General features: G+C 38.8%; 30 protein-coding genes and 2 riboswitches. Of the genes, 28 read left to right on the top strand and 2 right to left on the bottom strand.

All coding sequences use genetic code 11. The features are described 5' to 3' along the window. Positions 1-7 precede the first annotated feature (7 nt). The 14 genes from leuD to MHB75_RS04830 all read left to right on the top strand — a co-directional run bounded on the left by leuD (position 8) and on the right by MHB75_RS04830 (position 10,733). Positions 8-598, top strand: a complete 591-nt coding sequence (leuD, locus tag MHB75_RS04770) for a 3-isopropylmalate dehydratase small subunit (protein ID WP_340996177.1) — start codon at positions 8-10, stop codon at positions 596-598. A gap of 141 nt (positions 599-739) precedes the next feature. Then, complete coding sequence (locus MHB75_RS04775) at positions 740-1,246, top strand: RNA polymerase sigma factor (protein ID WP_340996178.1); 507 nt, start codon at positions 740-742, stop codon at positions 1,244-1,246. Beyond that, complete coding sequence (locus MHB75_RS04780; RefSeq protein WP_340996179.1) at positions 1,233-2,516, top strand: TIGR04104 family putative zinc finger protein; 1,284 nt, start codon at positions 1,233-1,235, stop codon at positions 2,514-2,516. The genes MHB75_RS04775 and MHB75_RS04780 overlap by 14 nt, the downstream gene beginning before the upstream one ends. Positions 2,517-2,578: 62 nt before the next feature. Next, a riboswitch (TPP riboswitch) is annotated at positions 2,579-2,687 on the top strand. Between the two features lie 65 nt (positions 2,688-2,752). After that, positions 2,753-2,860: riboswitch (TPP riboswitch) on the top strand. A gap of 21 nt (positions 2,861-2,881) precedes the next feature. Beyond that, positions 2,882-3,658 (top strand): ABC transporter ATP-binding protein, encoded by a 777-nt coding sequence (locus MHB75_RS04785; protein ID WP_419720644.1) that lies wholly within the window; start codon positions 2,882-2,884, stop codon positions 3,656-3,658. Then, entirely contained in the window at positions 3,655-4,395 is a 741-nt protein-coding gene (locus tag MHB75_RS04790; RefSeq protein WP_068453590.1) for an ABC transporter permease, read from the top strand. Before MHB75_RS04785 ends, MHB75_RS04790 begins: the two co-directional genes overlap by 4 nt. Further along, the gene (locus tag MHB75_RS04795; protein WP_068453588.1) at positions 4,395-5,390 is read left to right on the top strand and encodes an ABC transporter substrate-binding protein; all 996 of its coding nucleotides are present in this window, start codon (positions 4,395-4,397) and stop codon (positions 5,388-5,390) included. Before MHB75_RS04790 ends, MHB75_RS04795 begins: the two co-directional genes overlap by 1 nt. Further along, the gene (locus tag MHB75_RS04800) at positions 5,391-5,969 is read left to right on the top strand and encodes a thiamine phosphate synthase (RefSeq protein ID WP_141273537.1); all 579 of its coding nucleotides are present in this window, start codon (positions 5,391-5,393) and stop codon (positions 5,967-5,969) included. After that, positions 5,956-7,035: a glycine oxidase ThiO gene (thiO, locus tag MHB75_RS04805; RefSeq protein WP_340996181.1), complete on the top strand. Its 1,080-nt coding sequence runs from the start codon at positions 5,956-5,958 to the stop codon at positions 7,033-7,035. Before MHB75_RS04800 ends, thiO begins: the two co-directional genes overlap by 14 nt. Next, on the top strand, positions 7,020-7,220 hold the full coding sequence (gene thiS / locus MHB75_RS04810) for a sulfur carrier protein ThiS (RefSeq protein WP_141273533.1): 201 nt from the start codon (positions 7,020-7,022) through the stop codon (positions 7,218-7,220). Before thiO ends, thiS begins: the two co-directional genes overlap by 16 nt. Before the next feature lies 1 nt (position 7,221). Then, positions 7,222-7,992 carry a thiazole synthase gene (locus tag MHB75_RS04815; RefSeq protein WP_068453581.1) on the top strand — a complete coding sequence of 257 codons (771 nt, stop codon included), beginning with the start codon at positions 7,222-7,224 and terminating at the stop codon, positions 7,990-7,992. Then, positions 7,985-8,995: a ThiF family adenylyltransferase gene (locus tag MHB75_RS04820; protein ID WP_340996182.1), complete on the top strand. Its 1,011-nt coding sequence runs from the start codon at positions 7,985-7,987 to the stop codon at positions 8,993-8,995. Before MHB75_RS04815 ends, MHB75_RS04820 begins: the two co-directional genes overlap by 8 nt. A 44-nt stretch (positions 8,996-9,039) precedes the next feature. Continuing rightward, positions 9,040-9,411 (top strand): GNAT family N-acetyltransferase, encoded by a 372-nt coding sequence (locus tag MHB75_RS04825; RefSeq protein ID WP_340996184.1) that lies wholly within the window; start codon positions 9,040-9,042, stop codon positions 9,409-9,411. Next, positions 9,402-9,545, top strand: coding sequence for a GNAT family N-acetyltransferase (locus MHB75_RS15080; protein WP_445667018.1), 144 nt, complete (start codon positions 9,402-9,404; stop codon positions 9,543-9,545). The genes MHB75_RS04825 and MHB75_RS15080 overlap by 10 nt, the downstream gene beginning before the upstream one ends. Before the next feature lie 270 nt (positions 9,546-9,815). After that, positions 9,816-10,733 carry a cation diffusion facilitator family transporter gene (locus MHB75_RS04830; RefSeq protein WP_231726939.1) on the top strand — a complete coding sequence of 306 codons (918 nt, stop codon included), beginning with the start codon at positions 9,816-9,818 and terminating at the stop codon, positions 10,731-10,733. 48 nt (positions 10,734-10,781) lie between these two features. Here the strand turns inward: MHB75_RS04830 and MHB75_RS04835 are convergent, their stop codons facing one another. Continuing rightward, positions 10,782-11,702: an EamA family transporter gene (locus tag MHB75_RS04835; RefSeq protein ID WP_340996187.1), complete on the bottom strand. Its 921-nt coding sequence runs from the start codon at positions 11,700-11,702 to the stop codon at positions 10,782-10,784. A 110-nt stretch (positions 11,703-11,812) separates the two neighbouring features. Between MHB75_RS04835 and MHB75_RS04840 the strand changes: the two genes are divergently transcribed. The 14 genes from MHB75_RS04840 to MHB75_RS04905 all read left to right on the top strand — a co-directional run bounded on the left by MHB75_RS04840 (position 11,813) and on the right by MHB75_RS04905 (position 25,266). Beyond that, positions 11,813-12,694, top strand: coding sequence for a helix-turn-helix transcriptional regulator (locus MHB75_RS04840; protein WP_340998563.1), 882 nt, complete (start codon positions 11,813-11,815; stop codon positions 12,692-12,694). Positions 12,695-12,758: 64 nt separating this feature from the next. After that, entirely contained in the window at positions 12,759-13,688 is a 930-nt protein-coding gene (locus MHB75_RS04845; RefSeq protein WP_340996188.1) for a cation diffusion facilitator family transporter, read from the top strand. A gap of 11 nt (positions 13,689-13,699) precedes the next feature. Beyond that, positions 13,700-14,008 carry an ArsR/SmtB family transcription factor gene (locus tag MHB75_RS04850; protein ID WP_141273518.1) on the top strand — a complete coding sequence of 103 codons (309 nt, stop codon included), beginning with the start codon at positions 13,700-13,702 and terminating at the stop codon, positions 14,006-14,008. A 92-nt stretch (positions 14,009-14,100) separates the two neighbouring features. Further along, positions 14,101-14,937 carry a MerR family transcriptional regulator gene (locus MHB75_RS04855; protein ID WP_340996189.1) on the top strand — a complete coding sequence of 279 codons (837 nt, stop codon included), beginning with the start codon at positions 14,101-14,103 and terminating at the stop codon, positions 14,935-14,937. A 72-nt stretch (positions 14,938-15,009) separates the two neighbouring features. Beyond that, positions 15,010-16,182, top strand: a complete 1,173-nt coding sequence (gene norA / locus MHB75_RS04860; RefSeq protein ID WP_141273514.1) for a multidrug efflux MFS transporter NorA — start codon at positions 15,010-15,012, stop codon at positions 16,180-16,182. Positions 16,183-16,642: 460 nt separating this feature from the next. Then, complete coding sequence (locus MHB75_RS04865; protein WP_087680668.1) at positions 16,643-17,362, top strand: (Fe-S)-binding protein; 720 nt, start codon at positions 16,643-16,645, stop codon at positions 17,360-17,362. A 12-nt stretch (positions 17,363-17,374) separates the two neighbouring features. After that, positions 17,375-18,808, top strand: a complete 1,434-nt coding sequence (locus tag MHB75_RS04870) for a LutB/LldF family L-lactate oxidation iron-sulfur protein (protein WP_340996191.1) — start codon at positions 17,375-17,377, stop codon at positions 18,806-18,808. Then, on the top strand, positions 18,809-19,528 hold the full coding sequence (locus MHB75_RS04875) for a LutC/YkgG family protein (protein WP_340996192.1): 720 nt from the start codon (positions 18,809-18,811) through the stop codon (positions 19,526-19,528). A 235-nt stretch (positions 19,529-19,763) separates the two neighbouring features. Next, positions 19,764-20,042 carry a CD3324 family protein gene (locus tag MHB75_RS04880; RefSeq protein ID WP_141273508.1) on the top strand — a complete coding sequence of 93 codons (279 nt, stop codon included), beginning with the start codon at positions 19,764-19,766 and terminating at the stop codon, positions 20,040-20,042. Positions 20,043-20,107: 65 nt separating this feature from the next. After that, the gene (locus tag MHB75_RS04885) at positions 20,108-20,743 is read left to right on the top strand and encodes an elongation factor G-binding protein (RefSeq protein ID WP_340996194.1); all 636 of its coding nucleotides are present in this window, start codon (positions 20,108-20,110) and stop codon (positions 20,741-20,743) included. Between the two features lie 69 nt (positions 20,744-20,812). Next, positions 20,813-21,352, top strand: a complete 540-nt coding sequence (locus MHB75_RS04890; RefSeq protein WP_340996196.1) for a hypothetical protein — start codon at positions 20,813-20,815, stop codon at positions 21,350-21,352. 141 nt (positions 21,353-21,493) lie between these two features. Further along, positions 21,494-21,886, top strand: a complete 393-nt coding sequence (locus tag MHB75_RS04895; protein ID WP_068453553.1) for a thiol-disulfide oxidoreductase DCC family protein — start codon at positions 21,494-21,496, stop codon at positions 21,884-21,886. A gap of 143 nt (positions 21,887-22,029) precedes the next feature. Beyond that, the gene (acnA, locus tag MHB75_RS04900; protein WP_141273502.1) at positions 22,030-24,735 is read left to right on the top strand and encodes an aconitate hydratase AcnA; all 2,706 of its coding nucleotides are present in this window, start codon (positions 22,030-22,032) and stop codon (positions 24,733-24,735) included. Between the two features lie 102 nt (positions 24,736-24,837). Further along, positions 24,838-25,266: an acyl-CoA thioesterase gene (locus MHB75_RS04905; RefSeq protein ID WP_340996197.1), complete on the top strand. Its 429-nt coding sequence runs from the start codon at positions 24,838-24,840 to the stop codon at positions 25,264-25,266. Between the two features lie 416 nt (positions 25,267-25,682). Here the strand turns inward: MHB75_RS04905 and MHB75_RS04910 are convergent, their stop codons facing one another. Further along, positions 25,683-25,973: a HesB/YadR/YfhF family protein gene (locus MHB75_RS04910; protein ID WP_068453547.1), complete on the bottom strand. Its 291-nt coding sequence runs from the start codon at positions 25,971-25,973 to the stop codon at positions 25,683-25,685. Positions 25,974-25,993 lie beyond the last annotated feature (20 nt).

Genomic DNA, 25,993 nt, shown 5'->3' on the forward strand with positions numbered 1-25,993 from the left:
GAATTGTATGGAACCAATTAATATCGTAAAAAGTATTGTGACACCGTTAAATCGTAAAAATGTCGATACAGATCAGATTATTTCAAAAGAGTTTTTAAAACGTATTGAACGTACAGGTTTTGGCCAATATGTATTCTATCATTGGCGTTTTGATGCAAATGATCAGCCAATCCAAGACTTCGTATTAAATCAGCCAAAATATGATGGCTCATCTATTTTAGTAGCACATGATAACTTCGGGTGTGGTTCATCGCGTGAACACGCACCATGGGCGATTTTAGACTACGGTTTCCGCGTTGTTATTGCACCAAGTTTTGCAGATATTTTCCATAATAACTGCTTCAAGAATGGAATTTTGCCGATTGAGTTACCTGTTGAACAAGTAGAGGTGATTTTAGCAAAAGCAGAGGCAGAACATTTACAAGCCATTGTAAATTTAGAGGAGCAAACTGTAACAGCGGGCGAAGATGTTTATCGTTTTGACATCGATCCTTACTATAAAAAAATGTTAATCAACGGTTGGGATGAAATTTCGTTGACGTTCCAATACGAAGAATACATTTCAAAATTCGAACAACGTAAAGCACAAACTGTATAAATTACGATAAGCTATCTATGGATGTTAGGGATTCCCAATCATTCAATAGATAGCTTTTTTATTTTTAAAAATATTTTCAAAAAAATGAAACCTTTTATAAAAAGTATGCGACGATAGAGGTGAAAGGGTGAAAATATGACGATGGAAGAACTGATTGAGGCATATGCAGATTATTGTTATCGTGTTGCTTTTATTTATGTAAAAGACTGCGGAGCAGCAGAAGAAATTGTACAAGATGTTCTACTCGCACATTATCGAAATGAACATGCTTTTGAACAACGTGCCTCTTTAAAGACCTATTTAGCCAAAATAACGGTACATAAAAGTCAAGATTATTTACGAAAAAAGAAAGGGAAGTGGCGCTTCTTTTTTACAAAAGAGAAGGAAGTCGACATAGGCGATTCGACGATTAACCCAGCGAATCTTTATGGAAGAAAAGAAAGAAATGGAGAAGTAGTAGATGCTGTTTTACAACTAGATGAAAAGTATCGTGCCATTATTTTATTTCATTATTTTGAGGAATATACGCTTGCAGAAATTAGTGAGATTTTATCGATTCCACTGAACACTGTAAAAACGCGTCACCAGCGTGCGAAACAGCAACTCAAACAATCGTTAAAGGAGGTTTATTTTGATGAAGAATTTTAAACAATCATTTCAACGAGAGATGAATCAATATAAAATGTCAGAACAGGTAAAAGAGCGAATGATTCAAAAAGGAAAAAAAGAGAGAAGAAAAGTCATCTATAAACCACTCCTATTAACTGCTTGTATGATGGTCGTATTCGCTGGCATTCTTCTTATGATTTTCCAACAACAAACGACACGTGTTGGACAAGCAGAAGATGGGATTCAGTCGATTCGAATTGATACAGAAGCACGTTATGAAGAAGACGGAACAACATTAACGAATCGATGGTTTTCAAGCGAGCGAGAACTATCTTCTTCTAAATTTGAAACATTTCAAAAAAAATTAAAGGCGAGTCCTGTTATAAAAAAAGAAATAGAACCACCTTCTTTATACTATGTTGTCGAAGTAACGAAAGAGAACAACGAAGTCGAAACCTTTTTACTATTTTCGAATGACGAGGATACACAGTATTATGTAAAAGAACTTGATACAGATAAGATTTATAAATGGTCTGACAGTGTAGAGGAAACGGAACTCTTTTTCAAATTAAAACCAAGTGTTATGGAGATAGCACTCATCGCATTTATTTTATGTATACCCACTTTATTTTCAACATTATTCATTGAAAAAGAGAAGAAAGAATCCTATGAATATCAAAATAAAGTGAAAAATATCTTCGGGAAAATAATCCTCTTTTTGAACTTGTTATTAGCAGGGTATATCTATTTGAAAACCCAAAATATTTTTTATTGTGTATTAATCGGTATATTTGTATCAATTATTGGTACATTCAATAAAAACCATATTCGAATGAGCCGTCCAAATGCCATGAAGTTATTAGAAGGAACGAAAGATATACTGGGGTACACATATGCCTTTACAATATTTATTTTTATACTGTACCGTAATCAAAACGCTCTATACGTAGGAATTGCTTTTATTGTTTTAAGCTTTATTTTATGGCTTGTCATGAAAAATCGTGAGGAGGTAACTTGTCCACATTGCGACGAAGTGCTCGACTATCGGACGGCGTGGAAACTTCAGTGGGGTATGAAGAAATATCAAACATGTGAACATTGTGCACAACCGATTTATTTAAATAAAAGGCGCATTGATCTACAAGGCTTCCTGCTAAGTCTTGTGTTAGGCGCATTGTCAATCGGAGCGAATCTATACGGAATTCACATAGCGTATATTATTGGTGTCATCATCGTGTATGTTCTTTACTTTATATTATTTTCACCGCTCTTTATTCGTGTCGACAAAGAGGATAAACCACTTTGGTAATGAAAATAAAACCAACTATTGCATAAATTACTAGGGAGTGCTATACTCACCTTAACAAAATCATAGTGTGCTAGGAGTGCTGGTGTTGCCAGCTGAGATGGAGCCGTAAGCTCTGGATTCTTTCAACCTGATCTAGTTCATACTAGCGTAGGGAAGCCGTTTCGACCGAAAAAACAATTTCAGGTCCCTGTTTCGATACGTGTATGGAGACAGGGGCTTTTTCTAATTTCATAATGCTTCACCACTAGGGGTGCCGTTTTTACGTGCTGAGAGAGGTTTCAATATCTTAACCCTTATTACCTGATCTAGTTCGGACTAGCGTAGGGAAGTGGCATGCGATGATTCTGTCATTTGCAGCCATTTCGATTCTTTGTCGAGATGGCTTTTTTTATAGAGGAGGAAGATCATTGGAGAGTTTAGCTTTACAAGATGTCTGTTTTCGTTACGAAGAACAACCCATTTTAGACCATGTTCATTTTTCCATTCAAGAAGGTGAATTCGTTTCGTTAATTGGTCCGAGTGGTTGCGGAAAAAGTACGATTTTTCGTCTCATTACAGGTCTATCTCAGGCACAGTCGGGACAAGTGACCGTAGCGAAACAACCTGTAGGCTATATGCCACAGCAAGATTTACTGCTCCCTTGGCGAACCGTATTACAAAATACATTGTTGCCATTAGAATGTCAGCGAATACCGAAAAAGAGAGCAGAAGAACAGAGTAAGGCGTTACTCGAGGAATTTGGTCTAGGAGCTTACATGCATAAAAAACCAAAAGACTTATCGGGTGGCATGCGTCAACGTGTTGCATTCATTCGTGCATTGAATGCTTCACAAGATGTACTGTTACTCGATGAACCATTTAGTGCGCTCGATGCACTGACGAAGATGGAGTTACAAGATTGGTTATACATACAAGCGAAGAAATGGCGTAAAACCATTTTATTTATTACGCATGATGTGGATGAAGCGCTCTATTTATCAGATCGTATTCTAACTGTACAGCAGACACCAATTCATACGCTACACGAAACGATTGTCCCAATGGAACATAAAAGACAGCGTTCAGATTTAGCAAGTAAGGAGGTGCAAGACGTGAAGCAACAACTGATTCACATGTTGCAACAAGGACGTCAGCAATTATGAGAAAAAATGCACCTGCGATTTATGTGAGTGTGGGACTGCTACTCATTTGGGAAGTATTTGCGCGCTGGCTAAATGAGATGTACATCTTACCGTCTCCAACGGCCATCTTACAAAAGATGTGGGATTTTAGAGAAGCTCTATTTACCGTCCATTTACCTGCAACACTACAAGTACTTTGGATTGGTTTACTAATTTCAATTATTTTAGGCATTGGTCTCGCGATTATGATGCACCTCAGTCATTGGTCGGAGCGCGCATTCTATCCGCTACTCGTCGCGTCACAGACGATTCCCATTACAGCACTCGCGCCCATTTTTGTTTTATGGTTCGGTTACACGATTTGGAGTAAGGTGCTTGTGACCGTCCTCATTGCGTTTTTCCCGATTGCGATGAGTATGTTTGATGGACTGCGTAGCACAAAGCGTGAACTAGAAGAACTCATGCGAACGTACGGGGCGACAAAATGGCAAATTTTTTGGAAGCTACAACTTCCGTCAGCGCTACCACAGCTATTCTCTGCTTTTAAAATCGCTGTACCGCTCAGTATTATCGGCGCAGCTGTTGGGGAGTGGCTCGGAGCACAGGCAGGTCTCGGTTACTTCAGTAAACGAATGATGACACAGTTAGACGGAGCAGGTGTATTTGCGCCCATCGTTCTATTATCTACGATGGCGATCATCGCTGTCTTCATCATTCGAATCATTGAAAAAAAATATATCGTTTGGAGGAAAGATTAATGCGTTTGATGAAATTTTTTGTACTATGTAGTTTGTTAGTTGTCGTATTAGCAGGTTGTTCAAGTAAAGCAAAAGATGGTAAAGAATTAAAAGAAGTGACAGTTATGCTCGATTGGTATCCGAATGCGATTCATAGCTTTCTCTATGTAGCGATGGAAAAAGGTTATTTTAAAGAAAAAGGACTTGATGTCAAACTACAATATCCATCGAATCCAACAGACCCACTGACTTTAACAGCTGCTGGAAAATCAACCATTGGTATTTACTATCAGCAAGATGTCATTATGGCACGTGCGAATGAAGGAGTTCCAATTCAGTCGATTGGTACGATTGTCCAATCACCACTTAGTCAATTGATGTCACTAAAAGAATCGAATATTCAGCGCCCACGCGATTTAGAAGGAAAAACAGTTGGTTATGGCGGTACACCATTAAGTGAAGCGACAATTAAAGCGATGGTAAAAGAAGATGGGGGCGACCCGAATCAAGTGAAGTTAGTCGACGTCGGCTTTGAATTAGTATCCGCACTCATTACGAAAAAAGTGGATGTTTTAGCAGGTGGTCTAATTAACCATGAGCTACCTGTCATGGAGGAAAAGGGCTATCCGATTTCAACAATGGACCCATCGGAATTCGGTGTACCAAAGAGTCATGAAATCGTCTTCGTAGCAAGTGACCGTACGATTGCGAAAGACGAAGCAACATTAAAAGCATTTTTAGAAGCAGCGAAACAAGGATTTGATTATACGAAGAAGAATCCAGATGAATCGCTTGCTATTCTATTAGATCATCAAGAGAAAGACCAATTCCCACTGACGAAAAGTATCGAGGAAAAAAGCTTGAAGATTGTAACAGATAAGATGGAGACGAAGGAAGAGCCGTTCTTATCGGATAATCCAGCCAGCTGGGAAAAGCAAAATGAGTGGCTCGTTCAACAAAAAATTGCCGACAAAATGGTGCCAACAGACGAGCTATATAAAGAACTGGTGAAGTAGATGAAGATTCATGTTCTTTCAGATGGCAAGCAGACGAATGAACAGTTTGTAAAACGTGTCATGCAGGCAGAAACCGAAATAGACGCGCTACATTTTCGTGAATATGAGCGCACAGCAAAGGAGTTATACCAGCTTATAGATCAGTGTCTACAAGCTGGTTTTCCCCTTCATAAAATGGTCGTCCATGATCGGTTAGATGTTGCCCATGCACATCAAATTCAAACCGTTCAAGTTGGTTACAGAAGTCTACCTATTCCCGTAATTCGCGTGCGCTTTTCAGAATTTTCAATTATCGAATCAGTTCATTCTATTGAAGAATTACATAAGAGTGAGGCGGATCAATGTATGTTATCACCGATTTTTCATACAAGTTGTAAAAAAGATGCGATTCCTTTAGCAGCAGATATTCTCCAAACAGCGAAGCGTCCGTATATTGCATTAGGAGGGATTACGCCCCACAACGTACATCTTGTGAAAAGTGAAAGAATAGCGATTCGCTCGGGTTTTTGGGAGGCAGAAAATGGTTGTGACATATTAAAAATTTATCGTGAAATGAGGGAGAACTATGAAGAATTATGATGTCATCATCATTGGCGGCGGTGCAATCGGCAGTTCAATCGCCTATTCGCTTTCTAAACGAAACAAGCGAGTAGCCATCATCGAAAAACAGATGATTGGCAGTGGTGCTTCATCTGCGGCTGCTGGTTTACTCGGTGTACAAGCAGAGTGGGATGCGGAAGATCCTCTCTTTCATCTCGCGCAAAAAAGCCGCCGCTTATTTCCGAAACTTCAAGAAGAAATTCGTACACTCTCAGGCATTGATATTGGTTATGAGCAAAAAGGGATCTTGCGCATCGCTCATACAGAACAAGAACTCGCGCGCATTCATGACATTATGAACTGGCAAAGTGCGTGTGGTGAAGTGTGTGAAGCGATGACGATGACACAAGTACAGCAGATAGAGCCAGCAGTGTCATCTAAATTATATGGTGGTGTTTTTTGCCGAGATGATGGGCATGTACTTGCAAAGGACTTAACAAAAGGCTATGCCGCGAGCGCTGCAGCATTAGGTTGTGACATTTACGAATATACGGAAGTGACCCAGATTATAGAACAGCAAGGAGAAGTATGTGGCGTGCAAACAACAGCAGGCATGTTGGAAGCGAAACAAATCATACTAGCAACGGGCGTATCGAATCAGCCGCTGCAACAACATTTTGAAATTGAAGCGATTCCTGTGAAGGGGGAAGTCGTTTGCTTGCATAGTTATGAACCGATTTTACAAGTGCCACTATTTCGAGAACGATTTTATATTGCACCAAAACGAGGCGGTCATTACGTCATTGGGGCAACGATGAAGCGAGGTGACGTAACAAAGCACGTGGAAGCAGCGAGTGTGCAACATCTATTAAATCAAGCTTTTGAACTTGTACCAGCACTTCAACAGGCGACCTTTAAAACGAGCTGGGCAGGTTTGCGTCCAGACTGTTCTTTAGAACGACCACTTATGGCACAACACGCGACAACAAAAGGATTATGGTGTGCGGTTGGACATTACAGGAATGGTATTTTACTCAGTGCCATTACAGGTGAATATATGGCAAATCAATTAGAGGAGGTGACAAATACGTGCAATTACGTGTAAATGGTCATTTTATTGATGTACCAGAGGAAGTACAGACAGTCGCAGCACTTGTCGATTTTTTAGCACTTCAATCGAAAGTCATCATTGTGGAACAAAACGGTGTCATTTTGCAGGCAGATGAGCATGAACGAGCAATTCAACCAAGCGATTCATTCGAAATCGTAACATTCGTAGGAGGCGGTTAATATGTTAACTATTGGAGAAAAACAATTCACATCACGTTTATTATTAGGAACAGGGAAATTTACAGATTTTGATGTACAACAACAGGCGATTGCAGCGTCGGAAACAGAAATCCTTACATTCGCAGTTCGTCGTATGAATATTTTTGAACCGACACAACCGAATTTATTAGAAAAAATTGATGTATCAAAATATACACTATTACCGAATACAGCAGGTGCAAAAACGGCAGAAGAAGCAGTTCGCATTGCACAACTCGCAAAAGCATCTGGGTTATGTGACATGATTAAAGTCGAAGTGATTGGTTGTGACCGTAGTTTATTACCAGATCCAATTGAAACATTGAAAGCAACCGAAAAATTATTAGAACTTGGCTTTATCGTATTACCTTATACGTCAGATGACGTAGTACTCGCACGCCATTTACAAGAGCTTGGTGCACATGCCATCATGCCAGGTGCTTCACCAATCGGTTCAGGACAAGGTGTTATTAATCCGCTGAACTTACAATTCATTATGGAACAATCAACAGTGCCTGTCATTGTCGATGCAGGGATTGGCACACCAGCAGATGCAGCTTATGCAATGCAGTTAGGTGCAGACGGTGTCTTATTAAATACAGCAGTAAGTGGCGCACAAAATCCAATTCAAATGGCACGCGCAATGAAGTATGCGATTGAAGCAGGGCGCATGGGGTATGAAGCAGGAGCCATTCCGAAAAAAGAATATGGTATTGCGAGTAGTCCGCAAAAAGGAATGAGTCCGATTGGATAGTGTACGTTATTCACGTCAAATTCTGTTTGAACCGATTGGCACAACAGGGCAGCAAGCATTACAAGATGCACATATCCTTGTGATTGGTCTTGGTGCATTAGGCAGCCAAATAACAGAACAATGTGTGCGAGCAGGTGTTGGACATCTGTCGATTGTTGACCGAGATTATGTCGACTACTCCAATTTACAACGTCAAACACTCTATCATGAACAAGATGCTGAACAAGGTTTGCCAAAGGCGGTTGCCGCACATCAACATCTACGCGCCATCAATCAATCCGTTCAAATTGATGCGTACATAGAAGATGTCAGTCCTACTTTTTTAACACAATTTAAACAAGTCGACGTCATCATCGATGCGACAGATAATTTTGATATTCGTTTTATAGTCAACGACTTCGCCTATCAGCAACAGATTCCATGGATTTACGGTGCATGTGTCGGTTCATACGGTCTTTCCTATACTTTTTTACCGAATGAGACACCCTGCTTACATTGTTTAATGCAAAAGATTCCACTTGGCAGTGCGACGTGTGACACAGCGGGAATTATCGCACCTGCTGTATCACAAGTTGTCGTCTGGCAAATGACGGAACTATTAAAAATTCTAGCAAAACAATATGATGCACTACGCGGTACACTTATTTCAACAGATTTATGGAAGAATGAAATAGCCGAAGTGCGTGTACAAAGCTTAAAAGATCCAGCTTGTCCTTGTTGCTCATCTCATGCGACACATCCGTATTTACAAGCAGACAATCAACTGAAAACAGCGATATTGTGTGGACGTGATACGGTTCAATTGCGTATGAATCAACGAGAAAATTGGTCTTTAGCTCAGTTTGCAGAAACATTACAAGGGCAAAATTATACACAAAATAACTACCTCATTCGCATTGAGGCAAAGCCCTATACACTCGTCGTATTTCAAGACGGACGTGTATTTGTTCATGGTACAAAAGATATTCTCACTGCAAAAAAGTTATATTACAAATATTTTTAACCAGAATACTTTAGCTTGGGTATAATAAGTATGAGGTGAAGAACATGGTTGAATATATAAAACCAACAGTAGAAGATGCGGCAGAGATTGTTGCATTTTATAATCGTGTCGGCGGTGAAACATCGTATTTAAGTTTTGAACAAGAAGAGTATCCATTAACAGTGGAAGAACAGCGTGAAGCGATTGAGCGTGACGCACAAGATAATAGTCAGTATATGCTACTTGTGAAAGATGAAGGACGTATTATTGCGATTGGTACGATGACTACATCCCACAAAATAAAAGCACGTCATGTAACGGAGCTTGGTATTGTCGTTGAAAAAGCGCAGCATAGCAAGGGAATTGGTACAATTCTCATGAAGAAGCGCTCGTTCAATGGGCGAGAGAGCAGCTATTCATTACGAAGATTCGTTTAGATACGCGTGCAGATAACTTAAAGGCTGTAGCACTATATATTAAACTCGGATTTGTTATTGAAGGTACATTGAAGAATGAAACGTACTGGAATGACCAATACTTTGACCTGTATATGATGGGAAAAGACGTCTAGTCCAAAAGAATTATTTTTTCTGCAATAGGAAAAGATGAAAAAGAAAATAATTTTTCCAAAAGGAAAGAATGAGTGGGCTAAACACTTTTATACGAAGTGTTTAGCTTGCTTTTTTTATAAAAGCTTCTTTTTTGCCGATAAGAAACTTTTTTTCTTTATTTAAAAAACACGTAATAACGGAAAAAATCTTTGTATAGACTAAGAGCGATTTTGTTTGATATGATACGAAAGCACTTTCGACATCAGATGTCATTATTTGGAGGGGTTCTTTTGGACAAACAACAATCATTATTCGCCGCTTGGGTGAGTGTCATTAGCAATATTTGTTTAACGATTTTAAAAATCATTTCAGGCGTCGTATTCAAGAGCCAAGTTCTCCTCGCTGATGGAATACATAACGCAGCAGACGTTGTTGCTTCTGCGGTATCATTAGGCTCCATGAAAATCTCGAATCAACCAGCAGATGAAGACCATCCTTATGGACATGGGAAAGCAGAAGTTGTATCTTCCGCCTTTGTGTCCATTATTTTAATGTTGGCAGCAGTTTATATTGGGTATGAATCCATTCTTGCTTTATTTGAACCAGCGACAGAAGCACATATTTTAGCATTTGTTGCAGCCGTTATTTCGCTTTTATGGAAAGCATGGCTCTATGTCTATACGATTCGCATTGGACGAAAAGAACGTAGCAAGGGATTAATTGCGACAGCATATGACCATTTAGCCGATGTCTATGCCTCATTAGCAGCTGTTGTCGGTATCGGCATCGCGCTTATTAATCAATACATTATCGCAATTCCCTACGCTGCATATGGTGATCCTGTTGCAGGTATCATTGTCGCACTACTGATTTTAAAATTAGCGATTGGTATGATGAAAGAATCGATTGATATTTTAATGGAAGCAAGTATTCCGTTAGAGAGAAGTCATCAATATTTTGAAACAATAAAGCAAATTACGTATGTCAAACGAATTGATAGTATTCGTGCGCGTAATCATGGACATTATGTACTAGTCGATGTACGTGTGGGCATTCAAGCAGACTTAACGATTCAACAAGGACATGATGTCTGTCGTGAAATTAAAAAACAAATTATGGAGCGCGATGAAGAAGTAACAGAAGTGTTAGTCCACCTTAATCCGTGGTACGCTGAAACAGAAGTAGCACGCACACCAGCGGAATTATAATGAAAAAGGAACTTCTACACAGTATAGATTGTGTGGAAGTTCCTTTTTTTAATCATCCGAAAGTTCAGGTGTTTTTGTACCGAGTGCTAGCAGTAAAATCATGAATAGAATACAAGCTGTTCCAATCCATTGCCAAAAACCGAAATGTTCTTGTAGCCAGAACACGGTGGTTAAAACAGCAGCAAGCGGTTCTAGACTACTTAATAAACTCGTCTCTTTCGGTGATAAACTGTGTAAGCTCTCGATATAAAACCAAAATGCTAACATCGTACCGAAAATGATGACGAAAATAAGATAGATATAACCATCTACATCGAATTGGGATAGATCGACTGCCCATGGTGGATGGATGAAACTAAGCATGAAGCCACCGATGACCATTGCCCAACCAACAACGACGAGTGAATCGAAATGAGCGAGTAGACGAACGGCATACAATGTATAAAAAGCGAGTGCGACGCCCGATAAAATCCCCCAAATAATAGCAGGTGTTGGGACGGATAGATTCGAAATGGAACCGTTCGTTAAGAGGAAAAAGCAACCGAGCAGAGCAAGCGTTACGGTAATCACGTCTTTTTTTGTTAAGACGGATTGTCGACGTAAGACAAGATAGAGAATAATCATGACAGGCGCTAAATATTGTAATAATGTCGCAACTGCCGCATTCCCATAATTGATGGACATCATATACGTGTACTGTACAGCAAGCATACCAATGATGCCGAAAATAATGAGTTGTAATGCTGTATGTTTATGTTGCCATATTTGAAAGATTTGTTTTCGATCTTTTAAGAAAAATTGTACAGTTAACAATAAAATACCAGCGATGAGCAATCTTGTTGTAACAAGCCAGTTGACGTCAACTGCGTAGTTTTGAAATAGTTTTTGTGCAACTGTTCCTCCGACACCCCAAAAGAGAGCGCCCACTGTTACGAGGATGAGGCCGATTTTTCGAGCAGTTCGTTTCATCTCGATTCTCCTTTTTTATACGTTCTTCATGTTATAATAATGGATAATCTACTTAGAAAATACTGAATTTAATGAAAAAAGTATAACAAGATTGAGGTGAGACAGTGCAAATTACCGATTTTCAACTCAATGCACAACTACAAGAACTAACCAAGCATCATACGGTAACATTACCTGTTGCTTGTTATGAAACAACGATTCAAGCGAATGTACATGGTTATATTCCACTTCACTGGCATGAAGAATTGCAATGGATTGTCGTGTTGCAAGGAGAAGCTCAATTTCAAGTGAATGAAGAATATATGACGGTTTCAAAAGGAGAAGGGCTTTTTATTAATCAAGCACAACTACATGGTGCAAAAGATGATGCAAAAAATCCATGTATTTACCGCTGTTTGAATGTTTCGCCGCTATTTATAATGTCGAATGAATTGTACGCAGCATATGTTCAACCTTATTTGCAAGCCAATAGTTACATGCGATTAACGAAGTCAACAAGTTGGTCGAATCAAGTGTTGGCGCATTTACAAGCAATCTATACATTACTTGAAACGAAACATCCGTTATTTGAATTTGATTTAACCATTCATCTAACACAGCTTTGGAAAGAGATGATTATAGGATTTCAACAAGGTATTGTACTTAGACAGCCTATTCAAAATGAGCGTATGAAGCAGATGCTCCAATGGATTCACACACATTATGCTGAAACGATTATTTTAGAAAATATTGCACAAGCAGGGCAGCTAAGCCGCTCGGAATGTTGTCGTTATTTCAAACGAATTTTACATACAACACCATTACAGTATGTGACGGACTATAGAATTCGAAAAAGCCTTACTTATCTGCAACAATATAATGTTACAGAAGTAGCTTATGAAGTGGGATTTAATAGTACAAGCTATTATATTGAGAAGTTTAAAGAACGTATGGGACAAACCCCACTTGCTTATAAAAAGAGTATAGCGAGTAAAGATGAGATGGAAGCTTGACTTTGCTTCCATTTACTTATAATATGTATATATGATTATATGCTCATATAAAGGGGTGTTGAAAATGGAAGAACAAAATAATAATCGGAAAATACTTTGGTATTCACTCATTATTATTACAATGTACATGATTATTGAGATGGTTGGTGGTTTTTTAACCAATAGTTTAGCATTACTATCCGACGCAGGGCATATGTTAAGTGATTCGATATCATTAGCCATAGCGCTTATCGCTTTTACACTTGCACAAAAAGCTTCGAATAACGGTAAAACATATGGCTATAAACGTTTTGAAATTTTAGCGGCTGTTGTGAATGGTGTTACACTTATGTTAGTGGCTTTATACATTTTTTATGAAGCATTCGATCGCTTTAAAAATCCGCCTGAAGTTTCAACAACAGGTATGTTAATTATCAGTACGATTGGATTACTTGTAAACATCTTAGTTGCATATATTATGATGCGCGGCGCCGATACGAAAGAGAACTTAAATATGCGTGGTGCGTATTTACATGTTATTTCAGATATGCTTGGTTCAATCGGTGCAATTGTTGCAGGTCTTTGTATTTTATTCTTTGACTGGCGAATAGCTGATCCAATCGCAAGTATTATTGTCGCAATATTAATTTTACGAAGTGGCTTTAAAGTGACGATGGATTCAGTTCATGTGTTAATGGAAGGAACACCAAAAGATATCGAGATTGACCACTTAGTAGATATTCTAAAGTCTAAAAAAGAAGTACAAGGTGTTCACGATTTACATGTATGGACAATTACATCTCGTTTAAATGCGTTAACATGTCACTTAGTAGTTCCAGATAATTTAACCGTAATTGAAAGTTCACAATTACTCGCAGATTTAGAACATCAACTAGCCCATGAGAATATTCAACATGTAACAATTCAATTAGAAGCAGCCTCACTTGCACATCAACCTGATTTATTCTGTACGATGAAAGTAGAGCTAGATCCACATGCAGGGCATAATCATTAGGAGTGATATGTATGAAACATATATGTGAACGACAATTAGATGAAGAAACATTATTCGTTGTATCGCAAACATTTAAAGCATTGAGTGATCCAACTCGTATTCGTATTTTAAATTATTTATGTGGTACAGAACGTTCAGTGAATGATATCGCAGAAGCACTCAATCTTGGACAATCTACGGTATCACACCAACTTCGTTTTTTAAAAAATTTACGTCTCGTGAAATTTCGAAGAGAAGGCACGACGATGTACTATTCACATGACGACGAACATGTCATTGATTTACTACACCAAGCGATTGATCATGCGATGCATGAGTAAGAGGAGAAATGACGTGAAATATCCGTCGTTCCTCCTTTTCTTTCTTGCTTTGAAAAAAGTAGGGTTAGACTGCATGGAAATGAGGAAAAAACATGGATAATAGGCATTATACGATTGGACAAATGGCGAAACTAACGAATTTACCAAGCCAAACATTACGATATTACGATCAAATTGATTTATTTAAGCCGATTTATACAGATCCAGTCACAAATTACCGCTACTATGCGGAATCACAACTATATTTAATCGATTTGATTAAAAGCTTGCGTTTCGTCGGTACACCTCTTGAGAAAATTAAAGAAATTCAGCATTTCTCAATAGAAGAGATGATTGATTACTTAAATAAACAAGAAGAAACATTAGCTAATAAATTAGCGCAGCTACAAGAAACACAATACACACTTCGAAAAACGCGTAAACAAATGGAAGAACAACTTGCGATTCCCGTTTTAAATGAAGTGTTTACAAAGCACGAAGAATCCGCTCGCCTTCTTTGTTTGACAGCACCAAATGCAACGCCTGAACATGTCTCAAATGATGAAATGCGTAAGTTAACAGAGACAATTGAAAATGAAGGAAGTGTACAAACGATTCGTTATGGTAGTTATTATCCACTCAAACGATACAAACAAATAGAAGACATTCAATACACCCAAATTTTCATTCCGATTTTGACATCAAAATTATTCCATGTGCAAAATGAGGCGATGAATATTGTGACGATGCCAGAAGGCAAATATATTGAAATTGCCTTTATTTATACGTCGGCACAATATATTCAAATGTATGAAAAACTATGGCAATATATTCAAACAAAAGAATTGTACGTAGAAGAGGTCGTTTGGGAATCTATTATGCCGATGAGTTTTTCAACAAATGTAGAAGAAAAAATTTTAATAGAGTTAAAAGTGCGACTGCTAGATTAATCGCTTGACATTATAGTTACTGTAAGGTTTAAGTTTAGTAATAGAAATTGAACAGAATCGAGGTTATTTAACATGAAAAATAAGTTAACATTATTTATTTTACTTGGAAATCTGTTCATTGCTTTCTTAGGCATCGGTTTGGTTATTCCGATTTTGCCAACGATTATGAATGAGTTTGGTATTAGTGGAACAACGGTCGGTTATTTAACCGCCGCGTTTGCTTTATCGCAGTTAATCGTGTCACCTTTTGCGGGGAAAGCAACGGACCGATTTGGTAGAAAAATTATGATTGTCCTTGGACTTTTCATTTTTGCCTTTTCTGAATTATTATTTGGATTAGGAAAAAGTGTGGAAGTTCTATTTATTTCGCGTATTTTAGGCGGCGTCAGTGGTGCATTCATCATGCCTGCTGTAACAGCTTTTATTGCTGATATTACATCAAATGAAGAACGACCTAAAGCACTTGGTTTTATGTCGGCAGCTATTAATTTAGGATTTATTATTGGACCTGGGATAGGAGGGTTCTTAGCGGAAATCGGTACACGCGTGCCTTTCTTTGCGGCAGCCATACTCGGCACAGTCGCGGCGATTTTATCACAAATTTTATTAAAAGAGCCTGAAAAGAAAGCAGCCATCGCAGATGCTGGAGAGCATACGACACCGAAGAAGAAGGCAGGACTTGGTCGTCTATTGACACCGCTCTACTTGTTACCATTTGTCTTGATTTTTACATCGTCATTTGGTTTAGCGGCCGTTGAATCATTCTTCAGCCTGTTCGTTGACCATAAATTTAATTTCACACCAAAAGATGTCGCGATTGCGATTATGGGTGGTGGAATTTTAGGGGCAATCTTCCAGTTATTGATTTTTGATCGTATGGTGAAGCAACTAGGGGAAATTAATGTCATTCGTCTTAGTTTAATCTATTCGGTCGTGTTCGTTTTAGCGATTGCACTAGCACCGAATTATTGGACAGTTATGATCGTCTGCTTCCTTGTATTTGTTGGTTTTGATTTAATTCGTCCAGCATTAACGACGTATTTATCAAAGATTGCAGGAGATGAACAAGGTTTTGTTGGTGGCATGAACTCGATGTTCACATCATTAGCGAATGTGATGGGTCCGATTATTGGTGGTATGCTATTCGATCAAAATATGAACTATCCATATTATTTTGCAACGATTCTACTATTAATTAGTTTTATCCTGGCACTATTTTGGAAACAGAAAAAAGCATTGTCATAAGCAGGGAGCGTGGGACAGAACAAAATAATATATTTCAAATACGAATAATTAAATCAATTGAACGCGTAGAAAACGACTACTGCGGGAATAGCATGAGCTGAAAACTCCACAGGAACGCAGTGACGAGGAGTTTGAAGCCATGCCCGAACGCTACGTGATGTAGTGGGGCAAGATTTGCAACAGGACGTAGCGTTCTTTTCTTTCCTACCTCTATTCATTTTTCGAAGCGGAAATTGATCTGAACGAACAAATCCCGTATGATTTTGAAAAAACATACGGGATTTGCTGTGTTGAAAATACTTTTGTCTCAGGCTCTTTTCTTTATTCTTTAAAAGGTTGAAACATATAATCTTTATTCCATTTAGTTATAGTGATTATTCCGTCTAGAAGGGTAGTATAATAAATAAAATAAGTTTTTAAATTTTCTAATTTCTTTGGATTCAATTGAGGGGGATGACCAATGAAAGTATCATTGTTCGCGACATGTCTTGTCGATACATTTCAAACCAATGTAGGGAAGGCAACTGTCGAATTATTAGAAAGACTCGGGTGTGAGATTGAGTTTCCGCGTTCGCAAGTGTGTTGCGGTCAACCGGCTTATAACTCAGGTTATGTTGAAAAAGCAAAAGAACCGATGCGTAAAATGATTGATACATTTTTAGATGCAGAAGTGATTGTTACACCATCTGGTTCATGTGCCACGATGTTTAAAGAATATCCACATGTTTTTAAAGATGATCCCGCCTACGCTGAAAAAGCACAAATTGTAGCAGATAAAACATATGAATTAACCGATTTTATTGTGAATGTTTTAAAAGTAGAAGACGTTGGCGCAACATTCAACCATAAAATCACATACCATCCATCATGTCATATGACACGTTTACTTGGTGTGAAAGATGCACCGTTTACATTATTAAATAATGTGAAGGGGTTAGAATTCATTCCACTACCATATAGCTATAATTGCTGTGGATTTGGCGGAACATTCTCGGTGAAAATGGGCAATATTTCAGAGCAAATGGTAGATGAAAAAGTCGACTCAGCGATTGAAACGGAAGCAGAATATTTAGTTGGCGCAGATGGCGGTTGTTTAATGAATATTGGCGGACGTATGCATCGTCGCGGTGAAAAAATTAAGACGATTCACATTGCTGAAATCTTAAATCAACAAGCATAAGGGGGGATTTTCATGGCAATTAAATATAATGATAACGCATTCAAAGATAATGTGAATACAAATTTAGAACGTGACTTCATGCGCGGTGCGGTTACATCGGCACAAAACCGTCTACATGGTGGACGTTTAAAAGCAGTAGACGAGTTAGGCGACTGGGAAGAGTGGCGTAAACATGGCGAAGAAATACGTCAACACGTTCTCGACAATCTCGACTACTACTTATATGAACTCTCTGAAAATGTTGAAAAAGCAGGAGGTCATGTCTTCTTTGCGCAAACACCAGAAGAAGCGAATAGTTATATTCAATCAGTTGTTCAAAAACAACAAGCAACACGCGTTTTAAAATCAAAGTCGATGGTAACAGAAGAGATTAGCTTAAATGAAGCATTAGAAGAAATCGGATGTACCGTACTTGAAACAGATTTAGGGGAATATATCTTACAATTAGATGACCACGACAAGCCATCTCATATTGTCGCGCCATCTGTTCATAAAAATCGTTTCCAAATCAAAGAAGTATTCGTTAAAAAGCTCGGTTATCCAGAAGACGGTTCAGCAGATGCCAAAGATTTAGCACGATTCGTACGTACAATTTTACGTGATGATTATATGCAAGCAGAAGTCGGTATTACAGGTTGTAACTTTGCGATTGCTGACTCTGGTTCCATCTCACTCGTTACAAATGAGGGCAACGCGGGACTTGTCACAACGATTCCCAAAACGCAAATTGCTGTTATGGGTATGGAGCGTATTGTACCGAGTTTAGAAGAGATGGAAGTACTCGTTAATATGCTGACACGTAGCGCAGTAGGACAAAAATTAACATCCTATGTGAATGTTATTACAGGTCCAAAACGTGCAGAGGATGTTGATGGTCCAGAAGAATTCCATTTAGTCATTTTAGATAATGGGCGTTCTGACATTTTAGCTGGTGAATTCAAATCGGTTTTACAATGTATTCGCTGCGCAGCATGTGTCAATGTTTGTCCTGTGTATCGTCATATTGGAGGTCACTCGTATAACTCGATTTATTCAGGTCCTATCGGAGCTGTGTTAACGCCACTTCTTGCGGGATATGATGACTTCAAAGAGCTACCATATGCCTCATCTCTATGCGGTGCATGTACAGATGCTTGTCCTGTTAAAATTCCACTACATGAATTATTACTTAAACATCGTCAAGTCATCGTCGAAAAAGAAGGACGCGCACCTGTTTCAGAAGGTCTTATGATGAAAGGCTTTAGTGTCGGTGCTTCAAATAGCACATTATTTAATGTAGGTACGAAAATCGCAGCAGCAGTGATGAAACCATTATCAAAAGATCAAATGATTTCAAAAGGTGTCGGTCCACTGAAAGATTGGACGGATATTCGGGATTTCCCTATTGTGGAACGTGAAAAGTTACGTGATTGGTTTGATAAGCGTGAAAAGAAAGGCGGAAAATAAATGATTCAAAATCGTGAGAAATTTTTAGAAAAGATTGCTACATCCTTAAACCGACCTTTTTCGCCTACACAAAAGCCTGTGCGTAACTGGCAACATAAACCTGAGGAGAAAAAGCTGTCGCATTTATCAATTGATGAGCTGATGCCGGCATTTGTGGAACAATGTGGTCGTTTAAATAATACAAATGTTGTAGAAGTATCATCAAGTGATGTGAAGAAAGCAGTGGATGAAGCGGTTAAACAACATGGTGGCGAATCCGTTGCTCTATGGAATGATGAACGCTTCCGAGCACTTGGTTTAGATGAGTTATACGAAAATGAGTGGAAGGACGAAGGATTGCGTGTTCACGTTTGGGATTCAAATCTTAGCCGTACAGAAAACTTCGAACGCACAAACGATTCGAATATTGGGATTGTGTTCGCTGAATATGCACTTGCCGAATCAGGAACGGTTGTTTTATATTCAGCAGAAGGACAAGGAAAGGCAGTTGGGTTATTACCGAACGCTTTTATTGCGATTGTTAAAAAGAGTACACTTCGCCCTCGTATTACACAAGCTGTAAAGGAAATGGAACGTGACTTTGTGGAAGCAGGCAAAACATTACCAGCAGCAGTTGATTTTGTATCAGGACCAAGTAATTCAGCCGATATTGAAATGGACTTAGTCGTAGGTGTACATGGTCCGATTTATGCAACGTACATTGTTGTATCAGATCAGTAAAAATTAAAAAATCTCTCTATTTATAATGGAGGGATTTTTCTTTTTGCGTTACGATAATAAAGACGAAAAGGAGGTGCTTATTAGATGATCTCTTCATCGATTATTTCAAAAACTCATGCAAAGCCTTTCTTAAAAGTGCGATTCTTTGCATGGGGTGAATAATTCCACATCGCAAGCTTTGTGTTTTTAATGAATGGTTTTGCCCTTAGAGATGACAATATAAGGAGCCAAAAGCATGAGTTATCAAAACGCAAAAGAAATTTTACCAGAGAAATTAATAAAAGAAATTCAACAATATGTACAAGGGCAAACACTCTATATTCCGAGAAAAGATGAGCCGAAGCGATGGGGAGAAAAGAGTGGTAGCCGAAAAGCATTATATGAGCGAAATGAAGCCATTTGTAAAGCGTATGCACAAGGTGCTACAAAGGAACAATTGGCGCAACAGTACTATCTATCTGTTGAAACGATTCGCAAGATTATTTATCAAAAAGGGAAAAAATCATTCAAATGATTTTACCCACTCGTCATTACGTTGGTTACGTTTTATACTTTGACTATAGAAATGAGGGAGTCAAGATGGAACCATTTATTCGACATAACCAAGTAATCTTCATTGAAAAACAGATGAAACAGATTATAGACGGTCAGCAAAAACATTTACCGAAAAGTGTAATGCGTGCATTGACGGAAGAAGCTCACTTTAAAATTGAAGCACAATTTATACAATTAACAGAAGAACAGCGTCAACTAATTGATTTTACACGTTATGAAAATAAAGAGATGTACCTCGAACAAATCAAAGCGTGTGAACTTGATTTTCCGGTTGTGACACTTACTGAACTAAAAAAATTACTACCAAAGTATAAGAAGTTAAAAGTGCCAGAAGAACTAGCTGCGAATACAAAGCGTAGTTATTTAGGTTTTGATGATGTACGTTCACATCAAAAAGTTATTGTGGCAGAAATAGCGGGTGAATTATGTGCGATTGCAGGACATTTTATCGATAAGCATCAAAAGAATATTTGTGCGTTTTGTGGATGTACGAATGAGGTGGTCTATTTCACAGCGAAGACGCACGCACGCGATCCGAAAAACCCTGACTATTATAAAACGATTAGTCACTTAATCTGTAAAGACAGTGAAGTATGTAATGCACATCTAACAGATTTGACGAAATTGCATGATTATATGGAAGAAGTTTTAAAAAAATAAGCCACTTTTAATTTCCAAACGGTGTATAATATAGTGTGATTCGTAAGTTAATGGAGGATGTAATAGAAGATGTTGAAAATTACTTTTGGCAAAACACGCTATAATGCGGATAAGTTATTATTAAATGAAGCAGATAACATACTTGAGCTTGGAAATGGTTATCGCATGAAAAATTTAGCTCCGAACGTTAAATTAGCTGACTTTTTAGATTATATTAACCGCCAATACATGCTAGGTGATAATATTATCAATGCAGAAATTTGGTTTTTACGTAATGGTGGTAGTGAAACAGAACCGAATTATATGGTGGAAAAAATCGTAGCAGATGACCAAGAAGAGAAAGAAGATTTTCGTCGTAACATTTTAGTTGATGGCGATGGCATGCATCACTATGGATTTAAAATCATTCATGTTCATGGAGATACGATTTTATTTGAAACACCGCGCGCCTTAATTCAAGTCTATGTACAAGGACAACTGATTCCATTTACAGCGACAGCATTAGAAGAGAGTTTAACAGCTTTTGAAAAGATTACATTGCATACGATTGCTACATGCGTAAATCATTCAACAGCAAACATATCGAGCGAGACGTTCTTGCGCTCATAATACTTAAAATAGAAGGAAAAGAAATCTCAGCGATGAGGTTTCTTTTTTATATGGATAAAAATTGACAACAGCATATAAAGAATTCCATAATAAGAATAGTGAGGCAAATCTGTCTCCAACCAGAAAAGAGGCTTTGATATAATGAATCAACCCATTCTTTTTTACGACGGAACCTGTGGTTTTTGTCAGTGGTCGGTACAGCTCGTTTTAGAACATGAAAAACTACCTACCTTTTATTTTGCTTCCTTGCAAAGCGATTTCGCTAAAAAACATTTGCCAGAAGCGCTGACAAAAGATTTAAATTCAGTGGTTGTTTTAGACAATCAACGCATTTTTACACAATCAGATGCTGTGATTAAAGTAGCGTCAACACTTTCTTTTCCTTATTCTTTGGCGAAAATAGGGCAATTTATACCGAAAAGTGTCCGCAATACACTTTATCAACTTGTTGCACAGAATAGACAAAAATTATCACCAGTAAGCAAAAAATGTCGAATCCTAACAAAAGAGGAACGAATGCGCTTTATTGAATAACAAGGTCATAACTTTTGCTTATCATAAAGTATAATTTTAATGTTATTTACTTATGTGCAGGCATCTTATATCATTGGTGTTGGAGAAAAGTGGCTCATGAAAAGCCTTTTTATATTAGTTAAATTAGAGGGGGAACCGAACAAATGGCAAACACTAACTTGCATAACAGTCGCTCTTCATTCGAGGTAAACGGCAAGACTTACAACTTCTACCGTTTAGGTGCAATTGAAGAAGCTGGCGTAGCAAACATCAAACGCCTTCCTTATTCAATCAGAATTTTATTAGAATCAGTTTTACGTCAATATGACGGATACGTAATCAAAGAAGATCACGTAGATAACTTAGCAAAATGGGGTAAAGGATCAGATGCAAACGCTGAAGTACCTTTCAAACCATCTCGCGTAGTATTACAAGATTTCACTGGTGTACCAGTAGTAGTTGACTTAACTTCTTTACGTACAGCAATGAACGACATGGGTGGCGACGGTAACGAAATCAACCCAGAAATCCCAGTTGACCTTGTAATTGACCACTCAGTACAAGTAGACAAATACGGTAATGCGCAAGCATTACAAGCGAACATGGAACTAGAATTCGAACGTAACGCAGAACGTTACAACTTCCTAAAATGGGCTCAAACTGCATACGATAACTTCCGTGCTGTACCACCAGCAACAGGTATCGTACACCAAGTTAACTTAGAGTACTTAGCACCAATTGTACACGTGAACAAGAACGAAGACGGTACATTCGAAGCATTCCCAGATTCAGTAGTAGGTACTGACTCTCATACTACAATGATCAACGGTATCGGCGTACTTGGGTGGGGCGTTGGTGGTATCGAAGCAGAAGCAGGTATGCTTGGACAACCTTCTTACTTCCCAATTCCTGAAGTTATCGGTGTAAAACTTACTGGTACACTTCCATCGGGTACAACAGCTACAGACTTAGCGCTTAAAGTAACGCAAGAGTTACGTAAAAAAGGCGTTGTTGGTAAATTCGTTGAGTTCTTCGGACCTGGCGTACCAGCACTTCCATTAGCTGACCGTGCTACAATTTCAAACATGGCTCCTGAATACGGTGCTACTTGTGGTTTCTTCGCAATTGATGAAGAATCTCTTAACTACATGCGCTTAACAGGCCGTGAAGAAGAGCACATTTCAGTAGTTGAAGCTTACTTAAAAGCGAACGATATGTTCTTCGATGCAAACTTAGAGCCAGATTACACTGACGTAGTGGAAATCGATCTTGCACAAATTGAACCAAACCTTGCTGGTCCAAAACGTCCACAAGATTTAATTCCATTAACTGAAATGAAATCTCGTTACCGTGAAGCAGTAGTTGCTCCATCTGGCGTACAAGGCTTCGGTTTAACTGAAGATGAGTTCTCTAAAACAGCAACAGCTAAATTTGCTGAAGGCGATGTAGAAATTCCAGCAGGCGCTGTAGGAATCGCTGCAATCACTTCATGTACAAATACATCTAACCCATACGTTTTAATCGCTGCAGGTCTTGTTGCGAAAAAAGCGGTTGAAAAAGGCTTAACTGTTCCTAAATGGGTTAAAACTTCTTTAGCACCAGGTTCAAAAGTTGTAACTGGTTACTTAGAAGATTCAGGTTTACAATCATATCTTGACCAAATCGGTTTCAACACTGTAGGTTACGGTTGTACAACATGTATCGGTAACTCAGGTCCTTTACTTCCAGAAATCGAAGAAGCAATCCAATCAAACGATTTATTCGTAACTTCTGTACTTTCTGGTAACCGTAACTTCGAAGGCCGTGTTCACCCGCTTGTAAAAGCGAACTACTTAGCATCACCACCACTTGTTGTTGCTTACGCATTAGCAGGTACTGTAGATGTTGACCTTCGTAAAGATTCATTCGGTAAAGATAAAGATGGCAACGACGTATTCTTCGATGACATCTGGCCATCAACTGATGAAATCAACGATGTATTATCTAAAGTTGTTACACGTGAATTATTCCAAAAAGAATATGAAACTGTATTCAATGCAAATGAAACTTGGAATGCAATTGAAACTTCTACATCAACTCTTTACACATTTGATGAGAAATCAACTTACATCCAAAACCCACCATTCTTCCAAAACTTATCAGCTTCTCCAGAGGATATCTCTGCTCTTGAAGGTTTACGCGTTTTAGCTAAGTTTGGTGACTCAATCACAACTGACCACATTTCACCAGCAGGTGCAATTGGTAAAGAAACACCAGCAGGTCAATACTTACGTGCAAACGGTGTAGAACCTCGTAACTTCAACTCTTACGGTTCTCGTCGTGGTAACCACGAAGTAATGATGCGTGGTACATTCGCTAACATCCGTATCCGTAACCAAATCGCTCCAGGTACAGAAGGTGGTTTCACTACTTACTGGCCAACAGGTGAAGTTGAGTACATTTACGATGCAGCAATGAAATATGCTGAAAACAACACTGGCTTAGTAGTATTAGCTGGTAAAGATTACGGTATGGGTTCTTCACGTGACTGGGCAGCTAAAGGTACAAACCTTTTAGGTGTTAAAACAGTTATCGCTGAATCATACGAACGTATTCACCGTTCTAACCTAGTTATGATGGGTGTTCTTCCGCTTCAATTCGCTCCAGGCGAATCAGCTGAAACACTTGGCTTAACTGGTGAAGAAATCTTCTCAGTAAACATCGCTGAAGGTGTAAAACCAAAAGATATGTTAACTGTAACTGCTACTGCAGCTGACGGTACTGTGAAAGAATTCCAAGCTCTAGCTCGCTTCGATTCAGAAGTTGAAGTAGATTACTACCGTAACGGTGGTATCCTACAAATGGTATTACGTAACAAACTTGCAAAATAATGTTGCGTAACCGCGAAAAGACCTACCTTAACAGGTAGGTCTTTTTTTATGCCGACAACGTAACCATTTTTTTGATATACTATTACAAGAGGTGAAGAAAGCATGTATATAAGTGAAAAAGAGATTGAAATTCGTTACGCAGAAACGGATCAAATGGGTGTTGTCTACCACGCAAACTATGTCATTTGGCTAGAGATAGGTAGAACACAGCTGATTAAAGACCTAGGCTTCTCTGTAACAGAGTTAGAGGATGCGGGCTATGTTTCACCTGTTATGAACGTAAACATTTCCTACAAGGCTGCACTGCGCTATGGTAAGCCTGCTAAAATTCGCACATGGGTAAAAACACAGGACCGTTTACGTACAGTCTACGGTTACGAGATACTCCATGAAGACGGAACAGTTGCTGCAACAGCAACAACTGAACATATCGTTGTTAGAAAAGACTCTTTCCGCCCAGTTTCTATGATGAAAATTGACCCAGCATGGTACGAACGCTATTTAGAAATTGCAGAAGAAAAACCAGAATGAGCGCATTCTGGTTTTTTTTATGAAGTACGTGTAGTAGGCGAGTGACCCGATTTCGCCCTCGAATGTCCCGTTTTGCCGGTCGAATGCCCGAATCGATGGGCGAGTGCCCCAAACACTTCGACGAATGTCCCAAAACGCGGGTCGAATGTTCGAATTCACACCATTCTAGTCAACTGAAGTCTTTTTGAATTACTCAAAAGCCTTGAAGAAAGTACAAAAAGGGGGCAATTTAGGTTGTTTGGGCGAGTGACCCATTTTCGCTCTCGAATGTCTCATTTTCAGGAGCGAGTGACCCGAATCAAGCTGCGAGTGCCCCATTTTCGCCCTCGAATGTCTCGTTTGGACGGTCGAATGCCCCACCCCACCTTCCACACATCCCACTCCAAATAAAAAAGAATGGGTATGCACCCATTCTTCTAGTCAACATATTCGTATAAAAGTTCGTCTAAGTCATTGTCGACTTTTACTTTAAAATCATGTCCGTCAAAGAACCAGAGATCGTCTGTTTCGATGAAGAAGCGGTAACCGCCTTGTTCAGTGACAACAGCAGCGTCAATCGGTGTATCTGTATTCATGCCGATGGAATAACCTTCGTGGAAGGGATTTGAGCCACCATAGCGAGCAAAGAAGCGAATATGTGCGCCAGGCTCTAAGTCCATCTCTTTTTGAAACCACTTGATTGCTTCATCTGTAATCAAAATTTCCATATACATGCACACTCCTTTTG

This window comes from Kurthia sp. FSL E2-0154, from assembly GCF_038003625.1.
Lineage (GTDB): Bacteria > Bacillota > Bacilli > Bacillales_A > Planococcaceae > Kurthia > Kurthia gibsonii.

Excerpts from the sequence above, each read along its gene's own strand:
- MHB75_RS04895 (WP_068453553.1), top strand. The coding sequence starts at position 21,494 with ATGAATCAACCCATTCTTTTTTACGACGGAACCTGTGGTTTTTGTCAG.
- MHB75_RS04780 (WP_340996179.1), top strand. The coding sequence starts at position 1,233 with ATGAAGAATTTTAAACAATCATTTCAACGAGAGATGAATCAATATAAA.
- MHB75_RS04890 (WP_340996196.1), top strand. The coding sequence starts at position 20,813 with ATGTTGAAAATTACTTTTGGCAAAACACGCTATAATGCGGATAAGTTA.
- MHB75_RS04855 (WP_340996189.1), top strand. The coding sequence starts at position 14,101 with ATGGATAATAGGCATTATACGATTGGACAAATGGCGAAACTAACGAAT.
- MHB75_RS04875 (WP_340996192.1), top strand. The coding sequence starts at position 18,809 with ATGATTCAAAATCGTGAGAAATTTTTAGAAAAGATTGCTACATCCTTA.
- MHB75_RS04850 (WP_141273518.1), top strand. The coding sequence starts at position 13,700 with ATGAAACATATATGTGAACGACAATTAGATGAAGAAACATTATTCGTT.
- MHB75_RS04775 (WP_340996178.1), top strand. The coding sequence starts at position 740 with ATGGAAGAACTGATTGAGGCATATGCAGATTATTGTTATCGTGTTGCT.
- MHB75_RS04790 (WP_068453590.1), top strand. The coding sequence starts at position 3,655 with ATGAGAAAAAATGCACCTGCGATTTATGTGAGTGTGGGACTGCTACTC.
- acnA (WP_141273502.1), top strand. The coding sequence starts at position 22,030 with ATGGCAAACACTAACTTGCATAACAGTCGCTCTTCATTCGAGGTAAAC.
- MHB75_RS04905 (WP_340996197.1), top strand. The coding sequence starts at position 24,838 with ATGTATATAAGTGAAAAAGAGATTGAAATTCGTTACGCAGAAACGGAT.
- MHB75_RS04870 (WP_340996191.1), top strand. The coding sequence starts at position 17,375 with ATGGCAATTAAATATAATGATAACGCATTCAAAGATAATGTGAATACA.
- MHB75_RS04825 (WP_340996184.1), top strand. The coding sequence starts at position 9,040 with ATGGTTGAATATATAAAACCAACAGTAGAAGATGCGGCAGAGATTGTT.
- MHB75_RS04815 (WP_068453581.1), top strand. The coding sequence starts at position 7,222 with ATGTTAACTATTGGAGAAAAACAATTCACATCACGTTTATTATTAGGA.
- MHB75_RS04845 (WP_340996188.1), top strand. The coding sequence starts at position 12,759 with ATGGAAGAACAAAATAATAATCGGAAAATACTTTGGTATTCACTCATT.
- MHB75_RS04880 (WP_141273508.1), top strand. The coding sequence starts at position 19,764 with ATGAGTTATCAAAACGCAAAAGAAATTTTACCAGAGAAATTAATAAAA.
- leuD (WP_340996177.1), top strand. The coding sequence starts at position 8 with ATGGAACCAATTAATATCGTAAAAAGTATTGTGACACCGTTAAATCGT.
- MHB75_RS04795 (WP_068453588.1), top strand. The coding sequence starts at position 4,395 with ATGCGTTTGATGAAATTTTTTGTACTATGTAGTTTGTTAGTTGTCGTA.
- thiO (WP_340996181.1), top strand. The coding sequence starts at position 5,956 with ATGAAGAATTATGATGTCATCATCATTGGCGGCGGTGCAATCGGCAGT.
- MHB75_RS04835 (WP_340996187.1), bottom strand. The coding sequence starts at position 11,702 with ATGAAACGAACTGCTCGAAAAATCGGCCTCATCCTCGTAACAGTGGGC.
- MHB75_RS04800 (WP_141273537.1), top strand. The coding sequence starts at position 5,391 with ATGAAGATTCATGTTCTTTCAGATGGCAAGCAGACGAATGAACAGTTT.
- MHB75_RS04865 (WP_087680668.1), top strand. The coding sequence starts at position 16,643 with ATGAAAGTATCATTGTTCGCGACATGTCTTGTCGATACATTTCAAACC.
- MHB75_RS04885 (WP_340996194.1), top strand. The coding sequence starts at position 20,108 with ATGGAACCATTTATTCGACATAACCAAGTAATCTTCATTGAAAAACAG.
- MHB75_RS04910 (WP_068453547.1), bottom strand. The coding sequence starts at position 25,973 with ATGGAAATTTTGATTACAGATGAAGCAATCAAGTGGTTTCAAAAAGAG.
- norA (WP_141273514.1), top strand. The coding sequence starts at position 15,010 with ATGAAAAATAAGTTAACATTATTTATTTTACTTGGAAATCTGTTCATT.